Origin of the sequence: Actinomadura scrupuli (assembly GCF_050971785.1) — a bacterium.
Lineage (GTDB): Bacteria > Actinomycetota > Actinomycetes > Streptosporangiales > Streptosporangiaceae > Actinomadura_E > Actinomadura_E scrupuli.
On the sequence record NZ_JBPCCU010000010.1, the window covers coordinates 166581 to 188316 of the forward strand.

General features: G+C 67.3%; 14 protein-coding genes. 8 read left to right on the forward strand and 6 right to left on the reverse strand.

What is annotated here, in order from left to right; translation table 11 throughout:
* Positions 1-12 precede the first annotated feature (12 nt).
* On the forward strand, positions 13-2289 hold the full coding sequence (locus tag ACRYCC_RS35095) for a helix-turn-helix domain-containing protein (protein WP_433818207.1): 2277 nt from the start codon (positions 13-15) through the stop codon (positions 2287-2289).
* Positions 2290-2312: 23 nt separating this feature from the next.
* On the opposite strand, the gene ACRYCC_RS35100 is transcribed toward ACRYCC_RS35095, so the two are convergent.
* A complete protein-coding gene (locus tag ACRYCC_RS35100) occupies positions 2313-4817 on the reverse strand; it encodes a CHAT domain-containing protein (RefSeq protein WP_433818208.1) in 2505 nt (834 codons plus the stop codon).
* Positions 4818-4861: 44 nt separating this feature from the next.
* Here ACRYCC_RS35100 and ACRYCC_RS35105 point away from each other — a divergent pair, with 44 nt between their 5' ends.
* Positions 4862-5821 (forward strand): TIR domain-containing protein, encoded by a 960-nt coding sequence (locus ACRYCC_RS35105; protein WP_433818209.1) that lies wholly within the window; start codon positions 4862-4864, stop codon positions 5819-5821.
* A gap of 26 nt (positions 5822-5847) precedes the next feature.
* Here the strand turns inward: ACRYCC_RS35105 and ACRYCC_RS35110 are convergent, their stop codons facing one another.
* Positions 5848-7125: a glycosyltransferase family 4 protein gene (locus tag ACRYCC_RS35110; RefSeq protein WP_433818211.1), complete on the reverse strand. Its 1278-nt coding sequence runs from the start codon at positions 7123-7125 to the stop codon at positions 5848-5850.
* Positions 7126-7279: 154 nt separating this feature from the next.
* On the opposite strand from ACRYCC_RS35110, the gene ACRYCC_RS35115 reads away from it, so the two are divergent.
* Entirely contained in the window at positions 7280-9604 is a 2325-nt protein-coding gene (locus tag ACRYCC_RS35115) for an ATP-binding protein (RefSeq protein ID WP_433818213.1), read from the forward strand.
* Here the strand turns inward: ACRYCC_RS35115 and ACRYCC_RS35120 are convergent.
* Genes ACRYCC_RS35120 through ACRYCC_RS35130 form a run of 3 tightly spaced genes read right to left on the reverse strand, consistent with a single transcriptional unit; the run spans position 9589 to position 12755 of the window.
* A complete protein-coding gene (locus ACRYCC_RS35120) occupies positions 9589-10098 on the reverse strand; it encodes a hypothetical protein (RefSeq protein WP_433818214.1) in 510 nt (169 codons plus the stop codon). The genes ACRYCC_RS35115 and ACRYCC_RS35120 overlap by 16 nt on opposite strands.
* A complete protein-coding gene (locus ACRYCC_RS35125; protein ID WP_433818216.1) occupies positions 10004-12457 on the reverse strand; it encodes a tetratricopeptide repeat protein in 2454 nt (817 codons plus the stop codon). The genes ACRYCC_RS35120 and ACRYCC_RS35125 overlap by 95 nt, the downstream gene beginning before the upstream one ends.
* Positions 12354-12755 (reverse strand): DUF2637 domain-containing protein, encoded by a 402-nt coding sequence (locus ACRYCC_RS35130; RefSeq protein WP_433818457.1) that lies wholly within the window; start codon positions 12753-12755, stop codon positions 12354-12356. Before ACRYCC_RS35130 ends, ACRYCC_RS35125 begins: the two co-directional genes overlap by 104 nt.
* A 947-nt stretch (positions 12756-13702) precedes the next feature.
* Here ACRYCC_RS35130 and ACRYCC_RS35135 point away from each other — a divergent pair.
* The 4 genes from ACRYCC_RS35135 (at position 13703) to ACRYCC_RS35150 (ending at position 19164) form a co-directional block, all read left to right on the forward strand.
* On the forward strand, positions 13703-15130 hold the full coding sequence (locus ACRYCC_RS35135; protein ID WP_433818218.1) for a hypothetical protein: 1428 nt from the start codon (positions 13703-13705) through the stop codon (positions 15128-15130).
* 1154 nt (positions 15131-16284) lie between these two features.
* Positions 16285-17169 carry an ABC-three component system protein gene (locus ACRYCC_RS35140; protein WP_433818220.1) on the forward strand — a complete coding sequence of 295 codons (885 nt, stop codon included), beginning with the start codon at positions 16285-16287 and terminating at the stop codon, positions 17167-17169.
* Positions 17166-17432, forward strand: coding sequence for an ABC-three component system middle component 6 (locus ACRYCC_RS35145; RefSeq protein WP_433818221.1), 267 nt, complete (start codon positions 17166-17168; stop codon positions 17430-17432). The genes ACRYCC_RS35140 and ACRYCC_RS35145 overlap by 4 nt, the downstream gene beginning before the upstream one ends.
* Positions 17422-19164 carry an ABC-three component system protein gene (locus ACRYCC_RS35150; RefSeq protein ID WP_433818223.1) on the forward strand — a complete coding sequence of 581 codons (1743 nt, stop codon included), beginning with the start codon at positions 17422-17424 and terminating at the stop codon, positions 19162-19164. The genes ACRYCC_RS35145 and ACRYCC_RS35150 overlap by 11 nt, the downstream gene beginning before the upstream one ends.
* A gap of 155 nt (positions 19165-19319) precedes the next feature.
* Here ACRYCC_RS35150 and ACRYCC_RS35155 read toward each other — a convergent pair whose 3' ends face one another.
* Entirely contained in the window at positions 19320-20255 is a 936-nt protein-coding gene (locus ACRYCC_RS35155; RefSeq protein ID WP_433818224.1) for a helix-turn-helix domain-containing protein, read from the reverse strand.
* A 172-nt stretch (positions 20256-20427) separates the two neighbouring features.
* Here ACRYCC_RS35155 and ACRYCC_RS35160 point away from each other — a divergent pair, with 172 nt between their 5' ends.
* On the forward strand, positions 20428-21423 hold the full coding sequence (locus ACRYCC_RS35160; RefSeq protein ID WP_433818225.1) for a hypothetical protein: 996 nt from the start codon (positions 20428-20430) through the stop codon (positions 21421-21423).
* Positions 21424-21736 lie beyond the last annotated feature (313 nt).

A 21736-nucleotide genomic window follows, 5' to 3' on the forward strand; every position in this document is an offset into this window, starting at 1 on the left:
TGTGGAGGGCCTATGCTCGACAACAGCGCCGCGTCACGACGTCGGCTCGCCGAAGAGGTGTCCCGCAAGATCGTTCTGCTGGAGCGGCGGCAGGGGCGCAGCCTTGACCGGGCCCAGCTGGCACGACGGCTGAACATCTCACAGAGCAGCCTTTATGCCTACCTCAAAGGCACGACCCTGCCTCGGAGCGGTCTGTTCGACGAGATCCTGCACGCCCTTGAGGTCACCGGACCCGAGTTACGTCGGCTGAGCACGCTCCGGGACGAGATCGAAGTCGCCCAGCAGGTCCGGCGCGGCGCAAAACAGTCACCGGCCGGCCAGGGCGACGTCCCGCCGTCGCCCGTACCGCGACAGCTTCCGCCACGGAGCGGGAACTTCGTGGGACGGACGGCGGAACAGTCCCGCTTCGGCGAGCTGGCCGGCACCGGCACCTCACCGATCGTGATCCTCAACGGGATGGCCGGCGTCGGCAAGTCCACGCTGGGCGTCCACCTCGCCCACCAGGTAGCCGATCAGTATCCGGGCGGGCAGCTCTATGTCGACCTTCGTGGCTTCGGCGCCGACGCTCCCCTCGAGCCGGACCAGGTCCTGCAAGGATTCCTGACCGCACTCGGCGTCCGGCCTGACGCGATACCCGAGAACGTCGATATCAAGGCGGCGCTGTACCGCAGCCTGACCGCCGGCCGGCGACTTCTGCTCCTGCTGGACAATGCCCGGACCGCCGACCAGGTACGGGCGCTGCTTCCCGGCGCCGGAGACCACCTTGTGCTCGTCACCAGCAGGAACCGGCTGGAGAGCCTCCTCATCCACGAGGGCGCGAAGCCCCTTCTCCTGGAGAGCTTCTCGTACCGGGAGGCGATGCTCCTCCTCGACCGGATGGTCGGTGTCACCGGGTCCGCCGAGGACGCCACCGCGGCGGACGAGCTGGTCGACCTGTGCGGACGTCTTCCGCTGGCGTTGGCGATAGCGGCGGCCCGAGCGTGCGGACCCGGCCGGTCACTGCGGAGTTTCGTCGATCGGCTGCTCGTGGTCCGCGATCGGCTGGACGCCCTCATGTCCGCCGAACCCGGTCTCGACCTCTATTCGATCTTCTACGCCTCCTATGCCCTATTGCCACCGGCGGCGGCGCGGTTGTTCCGGCTGCTGGGTACCTGCCGCGGCCCGGACATCGACGCCTATGCCGCCGCCGCGCTGATCGACGAGGCGTTCCCGGCAGTACACGCACACCTGGAAACGCTGTCCAACGCCCACCTGGTCGTGGAGCGCGGCGACGGCCGATTCGGCATGCATGATCTCCTGCGGGCCTTCGCCAACCGGGTCGCCGACGAGACCGACGAGGCGGAGGCAAAGGCCGCCCTGCACCGATGCCTGGGCTACTACGCGTCCGTCGCGACCCAGGCCAGTACGCAGATCAGGCCGTGCCGGCCGGACGAGCTCCCCAAGCTCGCCTCCGTCACGCCCTTTCGGCCCATCGACACGCTAGAACAGGCGACCGCCTGGTTCGATCGGGAGCTCAACACCCTGCGCGCCATGGTCATGAGGGCCGTCGAGGTGGGCGATGACGAACCCGCCTGGCAGCTCGCCTGGGCCTGCACCATCTATCTGCGGCGCACCGGACGGCAGAACGAACGTGTCCGGCTTCATCGGCTCGCGCTGGCCGCGGCCGAACGATCCGCCGATGCCGCACATCGCGCGACGGGCAAGCGGTTGCTGGCCGACGGGCTGGCTCGCACCGGGCACGCCGACGAGGCGATCGGACTGCTGCTGGAGGCATTGACCGAATGCGACGCGCTGGACGACATCCGCGGCGGGTTCCAGACCCGGCTGTCACTCGTACGGGCCTACGAAACTCACGGCCGGTTGACGGACGCGTTGGAGCAGGCGGAGACGGCGCTCGCCCTGTCAGCGAACCTGAGTGACGTGCTGGCACGGGCCGACGCGCTCAACGCGCTGGCCAGAGTGGAGCGGCGAATCGGCCGGCCGGAGGCGGCACTTCCGCACGCGGTCCGGGCGGTGGGCCTCTACCAGCGGGTCGGCTTCTCCGAAGGGGAGGCCGACGCCCTCCGGACCCGGGGGCACATCGAACAGGACCTCGGGGGACACAAGCGGGCGATTCCGTACTTCGAGCGGTCGCTGCTGCTGGACCGGAAGGTCGGGGACCGGTTCTGGGAGGAACGGGTGCTGGCCGATCTCGCCGACGCCCAGGAACAGGCGGGAGATCTCACGGGCGCGGCCGCCAGCCGTCACGCGGCTCGTGCCCTTGGCGACGTCCTCGGTGACCGGCGGTGACGATGACCGGCCGGGGGCGACGCTCACCTCGGTCCGGCGCCGATACCGACGACGCACAATCCGGCCCACTCGTAGGGCCCGAGTTCGGGGTGGGCGTCGCGTACCGTGAGCTGCGCCCGCCGGAGTGCCGCGCGTACCGGATGCCCCTCGCCGATCAGCGCGAGCGCGACCTCGCACACCAGCACCGAGGCCGCCGCGCCGATGGCACCGGTACCCGCGATGACGGTGTCGGCCCCGCCCAGGAGAGCGCCGACCGCCAGACTCAGCGGGTCGGCGCCGTATCGGGTGGCCGCCGCACCACTCCAGCAGCCGTTCAGCACCACCAGGACCGGTAACGAAAGCCGCGCGAGTTCTTCGAGAGTGACGCGGCCCGGCCCGAACGCCGGCATGCCGCCGGGGCGGTCACCGAGTCCGCCGAGATAGAGCAGCGCTCCCGGGCCCACGCTCTCGATATCGGTCAGTGGCCGGTGCCCGCCCGGCCAGGCGGCCAGCGCGGTCCGCTCCGCGTGATACTCCGGCAGGTCCGGGTCGAGCAGGCTCAGGGCGGGGCCGTCGGTGGACCACCCGCCGTTTCTCCGGCGCAGCAGCCCGATGGTGCGCAGGTTCGGTGTGAGAGTCAGCTCGGCCACATCCGCCAGGTGGATGCCCTGGCGGCGCACGGCGGCGAGCGGCAGCTGCCACAGCCGCGGATCCGGGCAGATCACCACCGACCGAGGCCGTTCGGGAGTGCCCGCCCAGATGTCGTCCGCGGGCAGCAGGAGATCCCCCAGTCTTTCCCAGACGGCGGTCGAAACTCCGCGTTCGGGAAGCACGCCACCTTCGGCGAGCGCGGTCAGCAGGCCGGCCACGGCGGGATCCGCGTCGGTCACCGAGGTCCGCCAGCCCGTACGTGCCGTCCACACCGTGCATGAGCAGGACCAGTCCGATGCCCCTGGACGCCGCAGGAGCTGCGTGAACACGACCACGTCACCGAGCTCGGCGAGCTCGGCCGCGGTGGGGAGCTCGCCGGGAACGGGCAGCTCGGGCAGCCCTTCGGGGAGGGCGCCGGTGCGCAAGGCGACGCCGACGGCCTCCGCCACGACGAACACCCGGCTCATCGAGGCCGGATCGGCGGGCGTGTCCGTGATGGGCAGGTCGGTCAGCCTGGCGGCCATCTCCCCCGTGGACAGCACGTGGTTGAGCAGGTCGGCGCGGCCCGTCTCGGCTATCGTCGCGACGGCGGGCGCGTCACCGTCCGCCGTGTGCAGCAGCAGCGCGGCGGCGTAGAGATCTTCACGCTGCGCGTTCATCGCCCAGCGGATGGGCGGCCGTTCCAGCGAGGTGCGCTGCCAGTGTGCGGCGACCAGCGCCGCACCACATGCCACACGCGTGACCACCGGCGCCACCCGCGCCGACGGCGGCAACCTGAGCACGTCGAACAGAGCCAGCGTCGTCCGCGTCGCGTCGCGGCGAGCCGCCGACGCGGCCGTCTCCAACACACGCGACAGGTGCAGGGCGGCGCCGGAACCGTCGCCTGCCTCGATCAATCTCCGTGCCATGTGCCGATGCCATCGCAGGGCCTCCACCCCGGTGGCATCGGCGTACAGCGGCCGCGCCTGTTCCAGGATGCGTTCCACCGCATCGTGGTCGCCGAGCTCCTGGGCCACCTCGGCCTGTTCCAGCAGCACCTGTCCGCGGCGGTAGTCATCGCCCGCGGCGTGATACCGCTCGGAAAGCCGGTCCGCCAGCTCCATCGCCTCACGAGGACGACCGGCCGTCCTCAGCCCCATCACCTGCCGCAACCGGGCGATGGCGGCGTTCTTCTCACTGACGCCAGCGAAGATCGTTTCTGCGCGGGAGTAGGCACGGAGGCCGACGTCGGTACGGCCGACGGCCAGCTCCAGGGCGCCCTCGCGAAGCGCGAGAGTGCCGGCCACGAAACCGTCGGTCTCCCCCGGCCCCAGCATGCGGCGCGCGTCATGCACCAAGGCGAGTGCCTCCCGAAGGGACCCTCGTTGCCGGCTGAGCGTCGACCGCTGCAGCAGCGTGTGGATGTGCACGTCCCGCATTCCGGGCTGCTCGGCATAGCGGTCGCAGATCTCCAGTGCGTGGTCGGAGTACGTCAAACCCGCGTCGTATTCCGCGCTGACCTCGCACAGCGCCGCGAGCTCGCGCCAGGCGCGCGCGTGGAACGGGACGGTGACGCCGGTCAGCGGCATGCGTAGGAGCGTGCGAGCCCAGAGCTCCGCGGGCACGAATCGCGCCGCGACGCGGTGCTCGAGTGCCAGGAAGTACGCCGTCTCGGCTTCCCGCCGCAGGTCTCCCATCCGGCGCGCGGCGCTCCGCTCCGCGAGCAGCAGGCGCACGGCCAGCCGGTCCTCGTTCCGCAAACGAGCCACTTTGTACAGCTCGGCGTAGCGTCCGGCCAAACCCTCGTAGTCACCGGCCGTGAACCACCGGCGCATCTCCTCCAGCTCGGCGTGCCCGGCCAATGCGACCGCCGGATCGAGCAATTTGTCGAGCAGTGTCGCGACAGGACCGGATTCCACCAGTCCATGCAATCAGGTCATGACGCGGGTGGCATCATCGTCGGGTGACCGCCCGACCGACCACGAGCATCGTCGCCAGGTTCTCCGACCAGGTCGATGACCTCGCACGGGACGATCTCGCGGCGGCTCTGCGAGAGGACGGCTTCACCGTTGGAGCCGGGCTGCCGCTGGGGCATCGCGGCGCGGTTGCCGACGTCGTCTTCGCGGCTCTCAACTGCGGGTTCGCGGTCCCGGAGGTGATCACAGACCTCGCGGTGGTCGTACGGGAGTGGCTGCGCACCCGGCCTCGGTACACGACCGACGGCGGCCGAATCGTGGTCGAGATCGAAGATCGTGCCACCGCCGTCGTCGTCCGGATCACCGCCGACGATCCAGACGATGCCCTGCCGTTGCTGAGGGAGACGTTACGAGACACCGGCGGCGGGACGGCCAACGAGCCGATCGGCTGGCTGGGTACCTCGTGGGGCACGGGACGTCCTGAGGTCGAGAGGCGCCGCACCGTCTTCGTCGTGCACGGGCGGGACAAGCGAGCCCGTAAGGAATTGTTCGTCTTCCTGCGCGCGATCGGTCTGCACCCGATCGAGTGGGCACAGGCTCTCGCCGAGACCGGCGAGGGCGCCCCGTACGTCGGCCAGGTCCTCGAAGTGATCCTCACCGTCGGGCGCGCCGTCGTCGTGCTCATGACACCTGACGACATCGCCTATCTCAAGCCCGAGCACGGCGACGACGCGCAGGACCCGGACCTGACCCCCTGCGGCCAGGCGAGGCCCAACGTCCTGTTCGAAGCCGGCATGGCCTTCGCTTCGTTCGGCCGGCAGACCGTCGTGGTGCAATCCGGCAAAGTGCGCCCCTTCACTGACATCGATGGCCGTAACGTCGTGAGGCTCGACAACAGCCCCCAGAAGCGCAAGCTCCTCGCCCAGCGCCTCTCCGACATCGGGTGCGCGGTCGATCTGCGCGGATCCGACTGGTTGTCCGTCGGCAACCTGACCCCACCGGCCTGATCCTCCGCGCCGGCCCGTCGCGATCCTCATGCCGCGCCGTCCTCGGTCGGCGAGCACCGCAGCGCATCGAGCAGCGCCTCCGCGGCCGACGCCCAGGTTCGCCGGCCTACGAGGAGTCGCCGGAGATGGGCCGCGGCCGTGAAGGACGCCGCGGGATCCCGCAGCACGTCCACGACACGGTGCGCCCAGCGAGGCGTGTCGACGGTCTCTTCCAGGGTCATCGGCAGGACGACCTCGGCGGCCACCGACGGCGGCAGGACCTCCCGTAGCAGCATGCCGAGCCCGCTCCGGGCGCTGACCAAGGCGGGGACGCCGGCCGCGATGGCCTCGGCGCCGACCATGCCGAACGCCTCGGCCCGGGACGGCATCACCATCAGGTGCGCCCGGGCCAGATCAACCCGCAGCCGGCCCATGTCGGTCGAGTACGGGCGCACGGTGATCAGCAGATCTGAGCGACCCGCCCAGGCCCGGATCCGGTCACGCAGCGGTGCGCACTCGTCGTCCGGCGCCCCACGAACAAGGAGCTCGAGCTCGGGCGCGTCCCGGCCCCGCAACTCCATGGCCCGACCCAGGAACCGGGCGGCGAGGTCGAGACCCTTGTTCTGGTAGTCGGCCATCCGGCCGAGCACCAGAACCTGGACGGGGCCGCCCGGTGCGGGACGATGGCACGCCACGTCCGCCAGGTCGAAGCCGGGATCGAACCGCAGGGGCACGGCAGGGGCGTCCATGGCGTGGAGGTCGCGGACCAGTCGCTGGTGAAGCCGCGGCCCCACGGCGGCCATCCAGGCGGCGTCCGCCCCCAGGGCGAGCTCGAGAGACGTGCGTTCGTCCGCTCTGGCACCCGCGCCCTCGGTACGTCCGGGCCGCCACCATTCCGTCTCGTCCGGCGCCACGTGAAGGAACTGCAGGCGGGCCGCGGCGGGGAAGTGATTGGCGGCGACGAATCTGGCGGCGAACCCGGTGATCCGACCATGCCCGATGACCAGATCGGGCGTGACGCCCGCGGCGAGCGGCGGGCGTTGGAGGAGGGCGGTCCGCGCGTCGCCGCCCACCAGCGGAAGCGCGGGGAGAAGGTGAACGCCCTCGGTGGCCGCGTGCTCCCATTCGGCCGGGGAGACCTGAGGCACCACGCAGAAGACCGTCGCGCCGGCGTCCGCGAGCCCGGAGCACAGTCCGCGGTTGAAGGTGCTGATCCCGCCATGGCGGGAAAACCACTCATCGGCCAGGACGAGGATTGTTTTCCGTGGCTGTGATACCTGCCGCCCGGTACGGAGGATTTGGAGACTTCGTTTAGCGGTAGACATGGTGTCGAGAGTGGATGGCACCAGTCCCGACCGGCATCACCGTCCGGAGCCGTCCGGCCGCCGGACGCGGCGCTCGGCAGGCGAACACCGTCACCCGTCCGGCGAAAGGGTCCGGTGCCGGACACCGGCGGCGGGTCGTGGAGGAGCTGGTTGCATGCGAGCTGAGCCGGGGTCCCCGGGCAGGAGACGGTTCCGCACCGCCGTCGCACGAGGGGTCGCCGAACTCGGCGGGGATCGGGCCGCCGAGCAGGCCAGCGGCGTCAAGAAGGCCATCTGGTACGACGCCAAGACGGGACGCGCGATCCCCGGCGAGCCGAACTGGGCCCTGATGCGTACCGTGCTCGCGTCCCTCACCGGGCCACACGTCGGCGCAGTCGACTGGGACGATCTCTACCGGGTCGCCTGCGCGGAGGCCGGGCGCACCACCCGGCCGGCCACGGCATCCCGGCGGCGGAGTGATCCTGATCTCCCCCGGCGGCCCATACCGCGGCAGCTGCCACCGGGTACCAAAGGATTCACCGGGCGCGCGACCGCGCTGGCCTCGCTGGATCGGTGCCTCGACGCGCAGGACGCACTACCGATCATGGTGGTGACCGGTCCGCCCGGGGTCGGGAAGACGACGTTGGCGGTGCACTGGAGCCGTCGCCGGGAGCCGGACTTCCCGGACGGCGTCCTCTTCGCCGACCTGCGCGGGTGGGGTCCTGACCGGCCCGGCTCGGCCGAGGAGGTCCTGGCGGGGTGGCTGCGGGCGCTCGGAGTGGCCCCCACGGAGATTCCCGACGGCACCGACGGCCGCTCCGCGGCGCTGCGCACAGCGCTGGCCGGCCGCCGGCTGCTCCTCGTGCTCGACAACGCCGGTTCAGAGGACCAGGTCCGGCCGTTCCTGCCCGGGATCGCCACCTGCCCGCTCCTGGTGACCGGCAGGCGGAAGCTGCCGGGCCTGTCCATCCACCACGGAGCGGAAGGGATCCCGCTGGGCATGCTGACCAAGCCGGAATCGGTGCAGTTGCTGCGCGGCATCGTCGGAGACCGGGTCGACCAGGCACCTGACGTGGCAACCGGGCTCGCGGCGATCTGCGGCCATCTGCCGCTCGCTCTCCGGATCCTCGCCGAGATCGTACGGTCGCGCCCCGACGAGCCCTTGACGGCCTTTCTCTCCGAGCTCGCGAACAAAGAGGATCGCCTTGATCTGCTCAGCATGGACGATCCCCGATCCGACCCGCGGGTGGTCTTCTCCTGGTCCTATGAGCAACTCTCCGACGAGGTCGCCATGGTGTTCCGGCTGCTCGGGCTCTTCCCTGGCACGGCCTTCGGACCGGACGCCGTCGCGGCGCTGACCGGCGCCTCCAGGAGAGCCGCGTCCGCCGGCCTGAAGGAGCTCGCCCGCCGGCAACTCCTCCAGGGACCGGAACACGAGCGGTACCAGATGCACGACCTGCTGCGGCTCTACGCCGCCGAACTCGCCCGCGACGCCGAAGGCCCGGATGGCGTCGCGGCCGCGCTACTCCGGCTCATGCACCACTACCTGGACACGGCGCGCCGTGCCGACGAACTGGTCGTGCCTCAGCGGTATCGGCTCCCTGGCGCCGTCACCGCGGAGATCGTCACTGACCTCGACGGGTACGACCAGGCGCTGGACTGGCTGAACCACGAGTGCGCCACGATGGTGGAACTCTGCCGGGTGGACGGACCGGGGCTCGATCCGCTCCGCTGGCGCCTGGCGTTCGCACTGCGCGGCTATTTCTTCCTCACCAAACGTCTCGACCCGTGGATCGACAGCCACGAGGCCGCCCTGACCGCGACCGTCCGCATCGGCGACACGGCCGGCGAGGCGATGACCCGCAGCAATCTGGGAGTCGCCTTCCACGAGAACGGCGACGACGACCGTGCCATGGAGCAATACCGCATCGCCGAACGGCTCTTCCGGGAGGTGAACGATCCTCATGGAGTGAGTAACACACTCGCCCACCAGGCCGCCGTACTGCGCCACCGCGGTGAACTCCCCGAGTCCCTGGAGCACAGTCGCCAGGCCCTCGACTTCTACCGGGGGGCCGGCTCGCGGCGGAACGTCGCGATCACGCTACGCGGAATCGCGCTCGTCGAGATCGAGCTCGGCCGGTATCCGGAGGCGGAGTCGCACCTGGCGGAATCGCTGGCGATCTGCGCCGAGCTGGACATGCACATGGACGCGGCACGAGCGCACAACAGCCGGGGACGGGTACTCGGTCTCCTCGGGCGTCATGAGGACTCCGGACGCGCCTACCTGGAGGCGATCAGGGACAGTGAGCGCTGCGACAGCGACTGGGAGAAGGCGCTGGCCATGCAGGGGCTCGGGAGCACCGCGCGGGACCAGGGCGACATGGCTCAGGCCGCCGCCCACTGGACCGAAGCCCTCAGTCTGTTCCGACTGCTCGGATCGCCCAGGGCCCAGGACGTCGAGACCGCCCTGGCGGAGCTGGGCGATCAGTCGCCGCCGTAGTCGATGAGCTCACGGATCCAGTTCCATACCCACAAGGCGATCCCGACGTCATACTCGCCCACCTCTGGATGCCCCTCCTCCGCGGCGTCGGTCAACCCCTCCCACGCACCCTCGATGAGCAGCCCGGCGGACTCTACCTGCCCGTCGAGTTGATCCGCGAGGGCGAGCGCGTAGGCCAGATACACGTCCGCGCGGAGTTTGCGCGGATCCTCGTCTCCGTAAGCGTCGACGCATCGCTGCTGGTGGTCGATCGCGATCAGCAGCAGCTCGGCCTCCGGGTCGACGTGGTCACCGTCGAGCCGGACCCCGTCGCCGGTCACGCCGTCCGGGAGGTCGGCTGGTTCGGGTAAGACCGTCGGCAGAATCTCCCGAACGGCCTCAGTCTCGTTCAGGATGGTGTTACGCACCGTTCCCCTCGTCTGCGGATGGCCCGGGCCCGTCCCCAGCAAACGCTTCATCAGGATCTGCCGGAACAGCACGTCTGGGTCGTCCACGAAGGGCCTCCATGATCACTAACATGTTCTCCAGCGAGCCCAAGGTGTCCGGATGATCCGGACCGAGTAGCCGTTCACGGCGGTGGTACAGCTCGTCGGCGCACTTCAGTGCCTCCTCGAGCTCACCGAGCGCATAGTGACTCAGGGCGAGCCCGTTCAGGGCGTCGAGAGCGCCCGGATCATCGGCCGGCGCGATCCGCCTCCACTGGGCGCGGGCTCTGCGCCACAGGACGTGCGCCTCCTCCTGGTGGCGCCGTCGCGCTGCCGGGCCGTCCCCGCGATGGCTCTCCGCGATCGCGAGATTGCTCAACGCCTGCAGCGTCCGCCGGTGCGCCGGGCCGAGGTTCTCATCGGTACACCGTGCCTCGTAGACCTCGAGCAACATGGCGAAGGCCCAGTCGTACTCGCGGAGGCCGAGACGTGCGACCGCCGCGTTCTCCAGCGCCGTCATGGTGTCAGGGTGATGCGGTCCGCGGTCGCGGGCGAGCCCGGCCCAGGCCTCGTCCGCCAATCCGGCCGCCACCGTGTGATCACCAACGCTGTCATGCGCCGCGCCAAGGGCCACCAGAAGCACATAGCGGGTCTCGGCGTCCAGCGACTCAAGCCCCTCGCACTGCCGCCAGAGCTCGCCGAGCGCGGCGAGCGCGTCACGGCCCAGACCGGCCTCGAGCTGGGTCCGTCCCGCTTCGACGACGAGATGGCGCTCGTTGAGACCGATGTCCCAGGCGTCGCCGCCCGTCATCAGCCCGGCGACGGCTCGCACGTGCGGGAGGTGATTCAGCAGGTGACGGTGCGAGTGACTACGGCGCGTCCGTTCCACCAGGTCGGTGAGCTCCTCGATCGCCGCGAGCCGCAGCAGCCTCCGGCGCTCCTCGACCGCGACCACGACCCGCAGGGCCCGGGCCACCAGGGCGTGCATCAGGTAGCCGCCGTCGGCGGAACCGAGCATTCCCCGATCGAGGATGGGGGCCACCTCGTTCTCGGAGACCTCGGCCCCGGACGACCGGCGCACCATGCCCGCCAGCAGGTCATGCGGGATGACCGTCGGGCCGAGCACGCTCGCGGCGCACAGGACGTCCCGGCCGGCGTCACCGAAGGAGTCGAAGCTCCTCAGCAGTGCGCGCGTGAACGGGCGCGCGCATCCCACCGGGAGTTGTCCCTCGAGTTGGGCCGCGTTCTCCAGCCGGTCGAAGTCCGCCGAGGACAGGTCCGCCAGGAGGTCCTGGTAACCGCGGAAACCCGGAAGGGTCGTGAGGCCGGCCGCGATGGTCAGGCCGAGCGGCAGGCCGCCGAGCAGCTCGACGATGGCGGACACCGCGCGCCGCTCGGCGCGGCCGGCCCGGCGGAAGGTGGTCAGCACGGCTTCGGCGGGCGCGCCGTCGAGCGGGCCCAGTGCCAGGTTGAGCGGCGCATCGCGAACCACGGTCGCGCGGGTCGTGACGATCGTCTTGCCACGACCGGTCGGGGCGCGTAACCGGGCGAACAACTCCGGGCTGGTCATCGTCGGCAGGTCATCGACGATCCACAGGTAGTCCTCGTCGAGCGCGTCGAGACCGGCCTCCAGCCCGGCCGCGTCCGGCAGCCCGAGGCTTTCGGCGATCACCTGCCGCTGTTCCTCCACCCGGTCCATGATCCGGCCGTCACCGGGCAGTGATCTGCCGTCGCTTCCGCCGAGTTCGAGGATGAAGATCCCACCCGGGTGGTCACGGGCGAACAGCTTGGCGAACTGCATGCTGAGCGCGGTCTTGCCGACACCGCCCGTACCGTTGATCACGGCGACGGGGGGTCCTCCGTCCGCGGCCCGTACCCGCGACCGCAGGGCGTGATGGAGTCTCCACACCTCGGCGAACCGTCCACGGAACGGCCCGGTGGAGCGTTCGCCCGGGATCCAGCGCGGCCGCGGCCGGCCGGGCATATCGCCGAAGACGCCATCGTGTCGCTCGACGTTCTCGATGATTCCCGCGACCAGTTCGTCCTGCGGTATCCCGTGCATCGGCAGCCGGATCCAGCTGAGCCGGTACGGCTCGACGTCGTCCGGCGAAACGCCCTGAGCGATGGCCATGACCCGGGCCGATTCGTCGCCGTCCAGATAATAGGACGCGAGCAGCGCGGTATGGAGTTCCTCCCGGCAGTGCGGGCTTATCGGGAACCGCGGGGTGATCAGCGCGACGAGGGTACGGGACCGGTTCAGCGCGTCACGGATCGAGTCGCCCAACGGCGCCCAGATCGGGCCGTCGATCGCGTCGAGAAAGACATCAAGGCCACGCGAGACCAGCGCTTCGTACAGCGCCCGAGCGGCCTCGGAGTCCTCCCACTTGTAGCAGAGGAATACGTCGTGGATCCGTTGCCGGGCATCCATGCACACGATGGTAGACGCGACCGCCCGGACCTTTACAGGACCTGGACTGACCTCTCACCACGCCGGTCCGATCACCGGTCGCCAACAGCACGGACATCAATGCCGTAACCACCATCCCATCCACACTCAGCGGGATCAGCGTGCCGCTCCACCGTGCCTCGCCGTGCCGGAGCGCGAGTTCACGCATGTGACCAAAACTCACGGCAGCCGCGATCACCGCGAGCAGCACAACGCTGATCACGGTCACGAGGTGGATACAGCGGTCAGGAGAACGCAGCGGATCTCGTTGGTTCGCCACGGTCAATCATCCGCTCCCCAGGAGGAACGACCCGGTGAGTACAAAGGGATGTGCGTTTGGTTCAAGTCCCCCCACCGACTTGGACCCCCATCCAGACCGCAGGATCACTCCACGTCGAATTGGCCAGCTATCGTGATCATGCAGCCGCCGACATGGCCCAGGTCGAGCACGGGTCTGCCTGGCTCCCCGTTGACGAGGCGAACCCGCGCAAGCGTCACTTAACGGCAGATTAGAGACGCCCTCAATAGAGCGTGCATCTCGCCGGAGCCCAACGTTTCGCCGGTCTGAGAAGCGCCTTGGGGGCTGTGTGCGGCACTTGGCACGGCGTCACAAGCCAAGGGCTCGATTCGCGAGAGCAAGATCACTCGCCAAGTGTGCTCGGCGCTGCCGCTCTCATACTGGCCGAGGTCGGCCATATATGAGCCATCACAAGACATGGATCCTTTGAGGCCGATCTACTGTTGGAATCATTCGTCAGCACGGGCGGAACGGGAACTATGGAAGACGACAATCGGTCATCGAGGCCTGGCCGGCGCCGAGTCACCTCAGAGATGGCCGTCCAAGCAGCACGTACTGCGGGACTCGAGCCGTTGGAGCCCTACCCCGGTAATACCAAGTCCGCTTGGCGGTGCCGGGCAGTCGCGTGCGGGCACGAAGTGATCACGAACTACAACAAGATTCAGCAGCGCGGCCTTCAGTGCAGGGAGTGCAGCAGGGCGGTGCTCGGTAAAAGCCGCCGCGTGCCGGCCGAGCAAGCAGGCGCTGCCATGACCGCCGCTAGCCTCGAACCTTTGACGCCATACCCGGGTGCTCACAGTCCCTGGCCCTGCCGGTGCACCCGGTGCGGTCACGTCGTGACGCCTGCCTACAGCTCGGTCCGAGCAGGGCAGGGAGGCTGCTCCTACTGTGGAGGTAATCGGGTCGACCCGGACGAAGCGTTCGCCCGGATGCGAGAAGCCAAGCTGGAGCCGCTGGTTGAGTATCCCGGAGGGGCAGCCCCCTGGAAGTGCGTCTGCCTGGGCTGCGAACGGATAGTGACACCCAGCTACGGCAGCGTGCGGTCGGGCCAGCGCGGCTGCAAGTTCTGCGCCCAGGTCCGCGTTGATCCGGAGGCCGCCGCCGATGTGATGCGGGACGCCGGGCTGGAGCCCATGGAGCCGTATCCAGGGCAGAACAAGGCGCCCTGGCGATGTCGGTGTCTGGGCTGCGGAGCCATCGTGTCACCTCGGTACAACACGATCCAGCAGGGCACCGCCCTGGGCTGCAACCGCTGCGGCATCGAGCGCCGCGGACTCGCTCGGCGCATCCCCGAAGACCAGGCCGTTGCAGCTATGCAAGCGGCAGGTGCGGAGCCCCTTGAGCCGTACCCGGGCTCCATGCGTTCGTGGAAATGCAAGTGCCTGAGCTGCGGCCGGGAGATCTCACCCACCCTCCACAACGTGAAAGCCTCCCAGAACCCCTGCGGCTACTGCTCAGGCACAAGAGTCGATGTCCAGCAGGCGATCCAAGCCATGCGCGACGCAGGGGTGGAACCCCTGGAAGATTTTCCTGGATCAGACGAACCGTGGCCCAGTCAGTGCCTGCGCTGTCACCGTAAGGTGGCACCCCGCTATAGCAGTATCAAGCAAGGACAGACGGGCTGCGCCTACTGCGCCGGCAGATTGGTCGACCCCGCCGAAGCAGTCGAGCTCATGCGCGAAGCCGGGGTGGAACCCCAAAAACCTTGGCCCGGCTCGGACACCGACTGGCCATGCGTATGCCTCACCTGCAATCGCGCCATCTCTCCCCGATACAACAACGTCCGCCGCGGAAACGCCCCCTGCGCCTACTGCGCCGGAGCGGTGGTCGACCCAGTGCTTGCGATCAAGCTCATGCAGGACAAGGGCTATGAGCCGCTGGAGCCCTATCCCGGCAGCGGTGTTCCTTGGGAGTGCCGACACCTACCCTGCGGCGGCATCGTCTTCCCAAGGTATTCCGGCATACGGGCTGGATACGGCGGCTGCACCACCTGCGCCAAATACGGATTCACCGACAGCGAACCCGCCTACATCTACCTCGTCCACTCCGCCGATCACCGCGCTTACAAGCTCGGCATCTCCAACAGAGGCGACTACCGCTTGGCCGAGCATCGACGCTACGGCTGGCACCTATGCACCATCGACGGCAAAGCCTGCCTATGGCCCGTGACAGAGGGACGTATCGCACGGAAGATCGAACGGGCCATCCGCGACTGGTGGCGTCTCGACCTCACCGCCCCACCAGCAGTGGGAAGCAACGACATGCCACAACGCGGGTACACGGAGACCATCTCTGATTCATTCCTCAGCGCCGAGGAGATTGCCCTCAGAGTCCGCGAGCTTATCGAGGGATTCTGAACTAATTCTGGCAGAGATGCTCCAACGGGCCGGGAGCAAGCCGCTGGTGCAGGTCGCCCCTCCTTTACAGATTTCCGCTATATCGTCCGCTGGGATGGTGATCAACTCGACTTAGTGCCCATTCCCAGAAACGAGTCTCCATGGGCGGTAAGCCCATATAGATATATGTTTTAAGCGTACAGCCAGGGCGCCTAGCATCTATGAGATGCTTGCGGCTATGATGCTCTTACTGGAGTGAGCGTTCGAGGTGCTCTAGTATGGGAAGCGCCGTGATCAGCGGTAAACTTGGCCGGTAATCGGTCTACAGACATAGAGGAAGGCCCCCGCGCCCGCTCCTGGCAGAGTATCTGAGCGCGAAGGCCCCCTCGCTACCGGCCCTGTTGCCGCCTCGTTAGACGAGGGGCCCAGGGCCGGACTCTTCTCCGGAGATCACCTCCCAGGCCCAACGGATCACCAAGATCGTAATCCGCGCGAGTCCAGTCAGTGCCGCCAACTTCTGCCAGCGGTCCGGGGGCTTACTCCTTCCCCCACCATAACGGCGTTGTCGGGACATCCACCACTTCCCCTCGGTGCGGCCGGCGACCGGGTGTCGGCCGACTCGCGAGATCGCCCGACTTGCACCGAAAGACACCCCCAAAGATATACCCCGGCCCTTGAGGATGACAATTCAACACCCAGCAGGAGTTACTCCCAAAGTACCCGTTACGCAGCGTAATCACCGGTTTCTGAACAGAGGTGATCAGGGTTTGGTGTTCACGCTGGTGGCCTGGTTAGTCGAGGAAAACTGACGAATGCCAATGGCAGCGGTTGGAGTAGTTGCAGGTGCGCGTGGGTGGTCGGGGGGCCAGCCGCCGCATGATCATCCAACGGGGGGCTGCCCCAGGCGTCTACCGCGGTTGACACTCGCTGAGAGGGCGCGAGTGATCGATGGGCAGCTTCGTCCGGCTGTGATCTTCTTGCGGATCGCCGAACATGACCGTCGACGGCGTGCGAGGAGGGGGCTTGCACATCAGCACCTACGGAAGCGGGCTGTTTCGATACGATCGCCAGGCGAAGTTTGATCGGCCATACCGGGGAGCGGCATGCAAACCTGCGTCCTAGAACTATGGCAGCGCCTGCTCGTCCGGGACATGCTCAGCGCGAGACTCAACTCCTTGTACGGCAACGGGTTCGAGGAGTTCTTCCTTGACCTCATGACCCAGCGCGACCCCGGATTCTTCGACATCCGCACCCGCGGCCGTCTCGGAGACCGCGGTGCAGACGGGCTGATGATCGACAAGCGCAACCTGTTCGCCTGCTACGGGCCGCAGACCATCGAAGAGAAGGAGATCATCAAAAAGATCAACGGCGACCTGGCCAGCGCCCAGCGGCAGCGTCCCGGCGCCTTCGATACCTTCACGTTCGTGCACACCGACCGGCGCGGCATGGACCCGGTTGTGTCGATCGCCCTGAGCAAGGCCAAGACTTCCTTCCCTGACCTTGCCTTCGCTAACTTCGGCTACCGAAGATTCCTCAACGAGATCCTTCGGCTCGAGCGGCACCAGATCGAAGACCTGTTGGGCTGTCAGTTCCCTGCGAAGAAGGTGGTGACAGGGGTCGCGCTGCGGGACGTGCGGCCTCTGCTGGAGCACCTTGCCGAGGAACGCAAGCCACACTTCGGTCTAGGCACCATCCCCGTGCCGTCACACCAGAAGATGGAGTTCAACGCGTTCTCAGCGGATGTGATGACCCAGATGACTCTTGCCATGACTTATGTGCCGTGTGTCGAGACCTACTACACCAACGTCGTCGACCCGGTTGAGCGCGATGATGTCGCGGCAACGTTCCGCGAGCACTACCTGATGCTGGCCGACCTCCATGAGAACCCAGATCAGATCCTGGAGGATCTGATCTTCCATATTCTCGGCAACGAAGCCAGGGGCTTCGCTGAATCCTTGAACGCGCTCGTCGTCCTGATGTACTTCTTTGGGGAGTGTGACATCTTCAAGATGCCGCCAGCGCCAGTGCCCGCCGTCCCCGTGCCGAGAGCGAACCGATGATCGTGCCCACGAAGGGAGTCGCGCCTCAACGAGCGCTGCTCGCCGTGGGAGCTCAGATCATTCTCGCCACCGGCACCCAGCCTGTCACCGTCACTCAAGCCTGGAGGCGGCTGCTGGCGTGGCGGGAAGAGCACCGGCACCAAGCGCCCGTTCCATTCTGGTGGTTCGCGTTGGCGCTCGATGTGCTGTACGCGATGGGCCTGGTCGACATGGATGACCGCAACGAGCTCCTGATGTTCCGCCCTCGGGCAGATGCTGCGTAGTCTCGGGGCCGACGATGAGCGGTTCAAGACTCTTCGCTTCCAAGCGGGCCTGAATCTCCTAATCGCTGACCGCACCGACCGCTCTGCCGACACCGACAGCCGCAACGGCGTCGGAAAGTCGAGCATGGTCGAACTCCTGCACTACCTGTTGGGAGCCAGCACACAGAAGAAGTCGCTGTGGAGCGAGGAAGCCCTAGCCCGCCATCGTTTCCGACTAGACATGGACTGGCCTGGACAGAGTGAGGCCATCACCATCGAGCGCCGGCCAGCCTCACCCAAGGTCTACCTCCAACCTGACGTGTCACGGCGCGCCGACACCGGCTTGTTCGGTGAACAGTTCGCAGCGGAGATCACCCTCAAGGACTGGCAGTGGACCATCGCACGTGATCTCTACCGGGTGCCTTCTCCGGAGGCACCGGTCAGCGGGCGCACCTTGACCTCATTCGCGATTCGCCGCGTCGATGCAGGCGGCTTCCTGCAACCCACCAGCACCTTCTCCGGGCAGTCACCCCACGAGGCAATGATCTGCCTCAGCCACCTGTTCGGCCTCGACGTCGGTCTCGCTACCGAATACCGGACCCTTTCCCAGCAGGACGCGACACGCAAGAAACTCGTCGAGGCGGCCAAAGATCCCGTCTGGGGCAAGATCGTCGGCCGGTCCGCCGAACTACGCGGCGAGATCAGCGCCGTCGAACAGCGCATCACCGAGCTCCGCCAACAGATCGAGCAATTCCAGGTCGTGCCGGGCTATGAGGACCTACGCCGTAAAGCCGACGCACTTGACCGTCAGATCCGCGAGCTCCGTGATCTGGATGAAGTCGAACGTCACAATCTCCAGCAGATGATACGGGCCACCACAGACGCCGAAGAACCCGATGATCGCTACCTGGAACAGGCTTACCAGCAACTGAACGTCGTCCTAGGCGGCGAGGTGAGGCGCCGTTTCGACGACGTACGCGCCTTCCACCAGACCGTCGTCCGTAACCGCGACAAACAACTCCGCGAAGAGACCGACCACGTCGAGCGACGGCTGGCCGAACGCGAACGCGAACGCGAACGACTCGGGCAACACCTCGCGTCACTCCTGCAAACCCTGAACGCAGGCGGCGCCCTCGACGCGCTGACCGCACTCCAATCCGTCCTAGCCCGGGAACAAGCAACACTCGAAGCTCTAAGAAACCGCTTCCAAGCAGCACAAACGCTAGAAGCCAGCAGACGAGAGATCGAAAGCCGTCGCCTAGCTCTGGAATCGGCGATGACCGACGACTTGAACGACCGATCGGAGATCACCTCCGAAACCAGTCGGCTGTTCAACGTCTTCGCCCGCCAACTGTACGGCCACTCCCACCACCCCTACCTGGCGTTCGAAGCCCGCAAACAGCGTCTAGAGATCGAAGCCAAGATCGACGCAGACGGCAGCCGCGGCATCCACAACATGGTCATCTTCTGCTTCGACCTCACCGCCGCAGTGATCGCCCACCGCAACGGCCGTGGTCCTGACTTCCTCGTCCATGACAGCCACCTCTACGACGGTGTCGATGAACGCCAGGTCTCCGCAGCTCTCCAACTCGCCGCCGACGTCATGAACGACGAAGGCATGCAGTACATCGTCACAATGAATTCCGATGATCTACACAAAGCCGAAGCTAAAGGCTTTAATCCCGATCCTTACGTGATCGAGCCAATCCTCACCGACCAACCCGACGGCGGCCTCTTCGGCTTCCGCTTCTAATCCACCTCCACTATGTGTGGCCCTTCCCCGTCGAAACGCCACACGGTACGGCTGTGAGTGGGTCACGCCAAGCTGATGCGGGAGCTCACCCGTCCGCAAGCACAGCAACCGGACATCCGTGAGGACACGCAAGTAGAGCCGTTCGGCGGTTCGGCCTATGCGCATGCTGATGTGAGCTTTTCTTGCATGACATAGCCGGAAGTCCCTCGGCCGGTGACCGTTCCGTAGTAGCGGTAACGCATGGTGGGATGCGTATTCGAGGTGTCTCGGATGAAAATGTCACCGGGGACAACTTGGTCGATACTTTCGCCGGCCTCGTTGCGCATGTCGCCTACCCGATCGACCTTGTAATGGTTGCGCTGGCACGTTGCCGTCGCGGTGGTTGGCGGGATGGGGCGAGTCGGTGGGGGCGGTTTCGGCTGGGGTTCTCGTTGGGCGGATGGCTCTGGTGACTGGGTGTGGGGAGCAGGCGGGCGAGTCGTTCTTGACAAAGGGTGAGGACTGGACAAGGCCGTTGTGCTGTCGTGGCCGGGATGGGTGGAGGCGGAAGCCACGGTAGGACGACTGCGGTCACCGGGCGGCAACACGAAGTTGATGACCGCGGTAGCCACGCCGAACACTACGATGACACCGATCAAGCTGGCGCCTATGGCGCGTGCTCGCCCGGACCGCGCCTGCGGAGGGGCCGCAGCAGGTCCTTCTGTCTGCTCAGGCGGCGGGATCGGCGCCGGGTCCTGCTGCGGGGTCAGCGGCGACGCAGCAGTGTCCGTGGTAGCGGGCAGGTCGGCGGCGGGGGCAGCCGAGACCTCGACTGCCCCCGCTACGGGCTGCCTGGCGTCTTTCAGCTCCCTCAGCAAGTGCTGAGCACGGTCGGTCAGGTCGGTGGGCGCTGAGCTGGAGACTTCCAGCAAGGCCCCCAGGGCCGCCTGGGGGATTCGACGTTTGTCGTTCTGATAGGCGGACCAGGACTGAGCCGAGTAGTGGGTCTGCTCGGCCAGCTCCGCCAGTTTCAGCCCGGTGGCTTTTATGAGCGCGCGGACCACCCCTGCTACCTCTTCGCGAGACGGCTCTTGTCCATTGGCGCTTGCCATGCGCTCTCTCCTTCCGCATCGGAATCCACAGATATATAAGCGCGAGACGCCGCAGGTCAGCAGGTGTGGATCCCGGGATGGGTCCCGAAGGCTGCGGGACGCGCAGCGGCCGAGGATCCTCGCTGATCGCGGGCGAATCGCCCGCTGCGATTCATCCAGAAAGAGAGATCCCATGCTCGGCAAACGCACCAGTAACCTCGCGCCTCGTATCTCGACGCCCCCGAACTCCCGTGTGCGTACCCGGATCATGCTGGGTGTCGGCACTGCCCTCGCGGCCATCGGCGGCCTGCTCGGCACCGCTTCCCCGGCCGCTGCCGGAGGCCCGCTGCTCCGCGCTGATGGGAACGACATCGGGAAGCGCTGGACAGTCTGCGCCCAGGATCTGACCGTCCGCTCGACCCCAGGCGGTCCGGTGATAGGTACGCTCACCGGTCCCCGAGCCGATGGCCCCGCTCAAACCTTCACCATCACCGACGCACACGGCGGCGAGTGGATAAGCGGCCACGCCTGGGGCCGGGTCAATCAAGACGGCTACGTCCAGAACGGCTGGTTCTGCGCGGACAACCAAGCAGGGACAACGGCCTCCCCTGCCGCTCCTGCGGTTCCCGTGCCCGCTACCTCGTCGCCTCCATCGACCGGCCGCCCTGCCGCTACCGCCCCGCCCGCTGCTGCTGCTGCTGCTGCAGCAGCAGCAGCAGCAGCCGAGTGCTCCTCCCCCTTCTACGCCTCCGCCACGCCGACGAAGGACATCGTCGCACCCATTCCCATCGCCGATAATGGCTGGCGCAGCTATTCGGTAGGAATCAGCTCCTACCTAAAACGCTGTGGGGGTTATGTCTATGCTCGCCACTGTGTCTACATCGACACCCGTAACCTGCCGCGCGGTCACAAAGTCTGGTTGACGGTGTCAACGCAACGCAGCGACGGCAAGTGGGCCCGAGCCCACAAGACACCCATTCTCCAAATCGCTGGAAAGCAAGAGATTCAGGAGGTTTGCCTACGACAACGGCGCGGCGTCGTAGTCCAGGGCCAACAACTAACGATCACCCGGGTCCGCGTGTGGCATACAGCCACCACCCCCAGCAGCGGGGCACTGATCCCCAAGAGCTCTACGCTCGAGGGCATCTACAAGTCCTACTACGGGCCTGAAGCCAAGCCCGGCCACTAGCCAGATCTCCAGCGTCTCACGTTCGGGTGTCCCGGCACACGCCGGGACACCCGAACACCACCTGGATAACGACCGCTCCCGATGGGCCAGCTCGTCGGCCTAGTCTATGAGAGGGACCCGGAGCCGTGGCAGTATCAGCAGTGATCATCTGTATGCTCGTCGGTGGCGGCCTCATGCTGGTCGGCGCCATGGTCGGCTTCCTGGTCGGCCGTTATGCACCCGCGCGACGGCGTACACCCAAGCCGGTGGAACCAATCTGCGGATGTGGCCACAACGTGTCCTTTCATGACCTGTCCGCGAGTAGGTGTCACAA

Bases quoted from the DNA above. Each gene is read 5' to 3' on its own strand.
- ACRYCC_RS35115 (WP_433818213.1), top strand. From the start codon at position 7,280: ATGCGAGCTGAGCCGGGGTCCCCGGGCAGGAGACGGTTCCGCACCGCC.
- ACRYCC_RS35110 (WP_433818211.1), bottom strand. From the start codon at position 7,125: ATGTCTACCGCTAAACGAAGTCTCCAAATCCTCCGTACCGGGCGGCAG.
- ACRYCC_RS35150 (WP_433818223.1), top strand. From the start codon at position 17,422: ATGCTGCGTAGTCTCGGGGCCGACGATGAGCGGTTCAAGACTCTTCGC.
- ACRYCC_RS35145 (WP_433818221.1), top strand. From the start codon at position 17,166: ATGATCGTGCCCACGAAGGGAGTCGCGCCTCAACGAGCGCTGCTCGCC.
- ACRYCC_RS35160 (WP_433818225.1), top strand. From the start codon at position 20,428: ATGCTCGGCAAACGCACCAGTAACCTCGCGCCTCGTATCTCGACGCCC.
- ACRYCC_RS35155 (WP_433818224.1), bottom strand. From the start codon at position 20,255: ATGGCAAGCGCCAATGGACAAGAGCCGTCTCGCGAAGAGGTAGCAGGG.
- ACRYCC_RS35135 (WP_433818218.1), top strand. From the start codon at position 13,703: ATGCGAGAAGCCAAGCTGGAGCCGCTGGTTGAGTATCCCGGAGGGGCA.
- ACRYCC_RS35095 (WP_433818207.1), top strand. From the start codon at position 13: ATGCTCGACAACAGCGCCGCGTCACGACGTCGGCTCGCCGAAGAGGTG.
- ACRYCC_RS35125 (WP_433818216.1), bottom strand. From the start codon at position 12,457: ATGGATGCCCGGCAACGGATCCACGACGTATTCCTCTGCTACAAGTGG.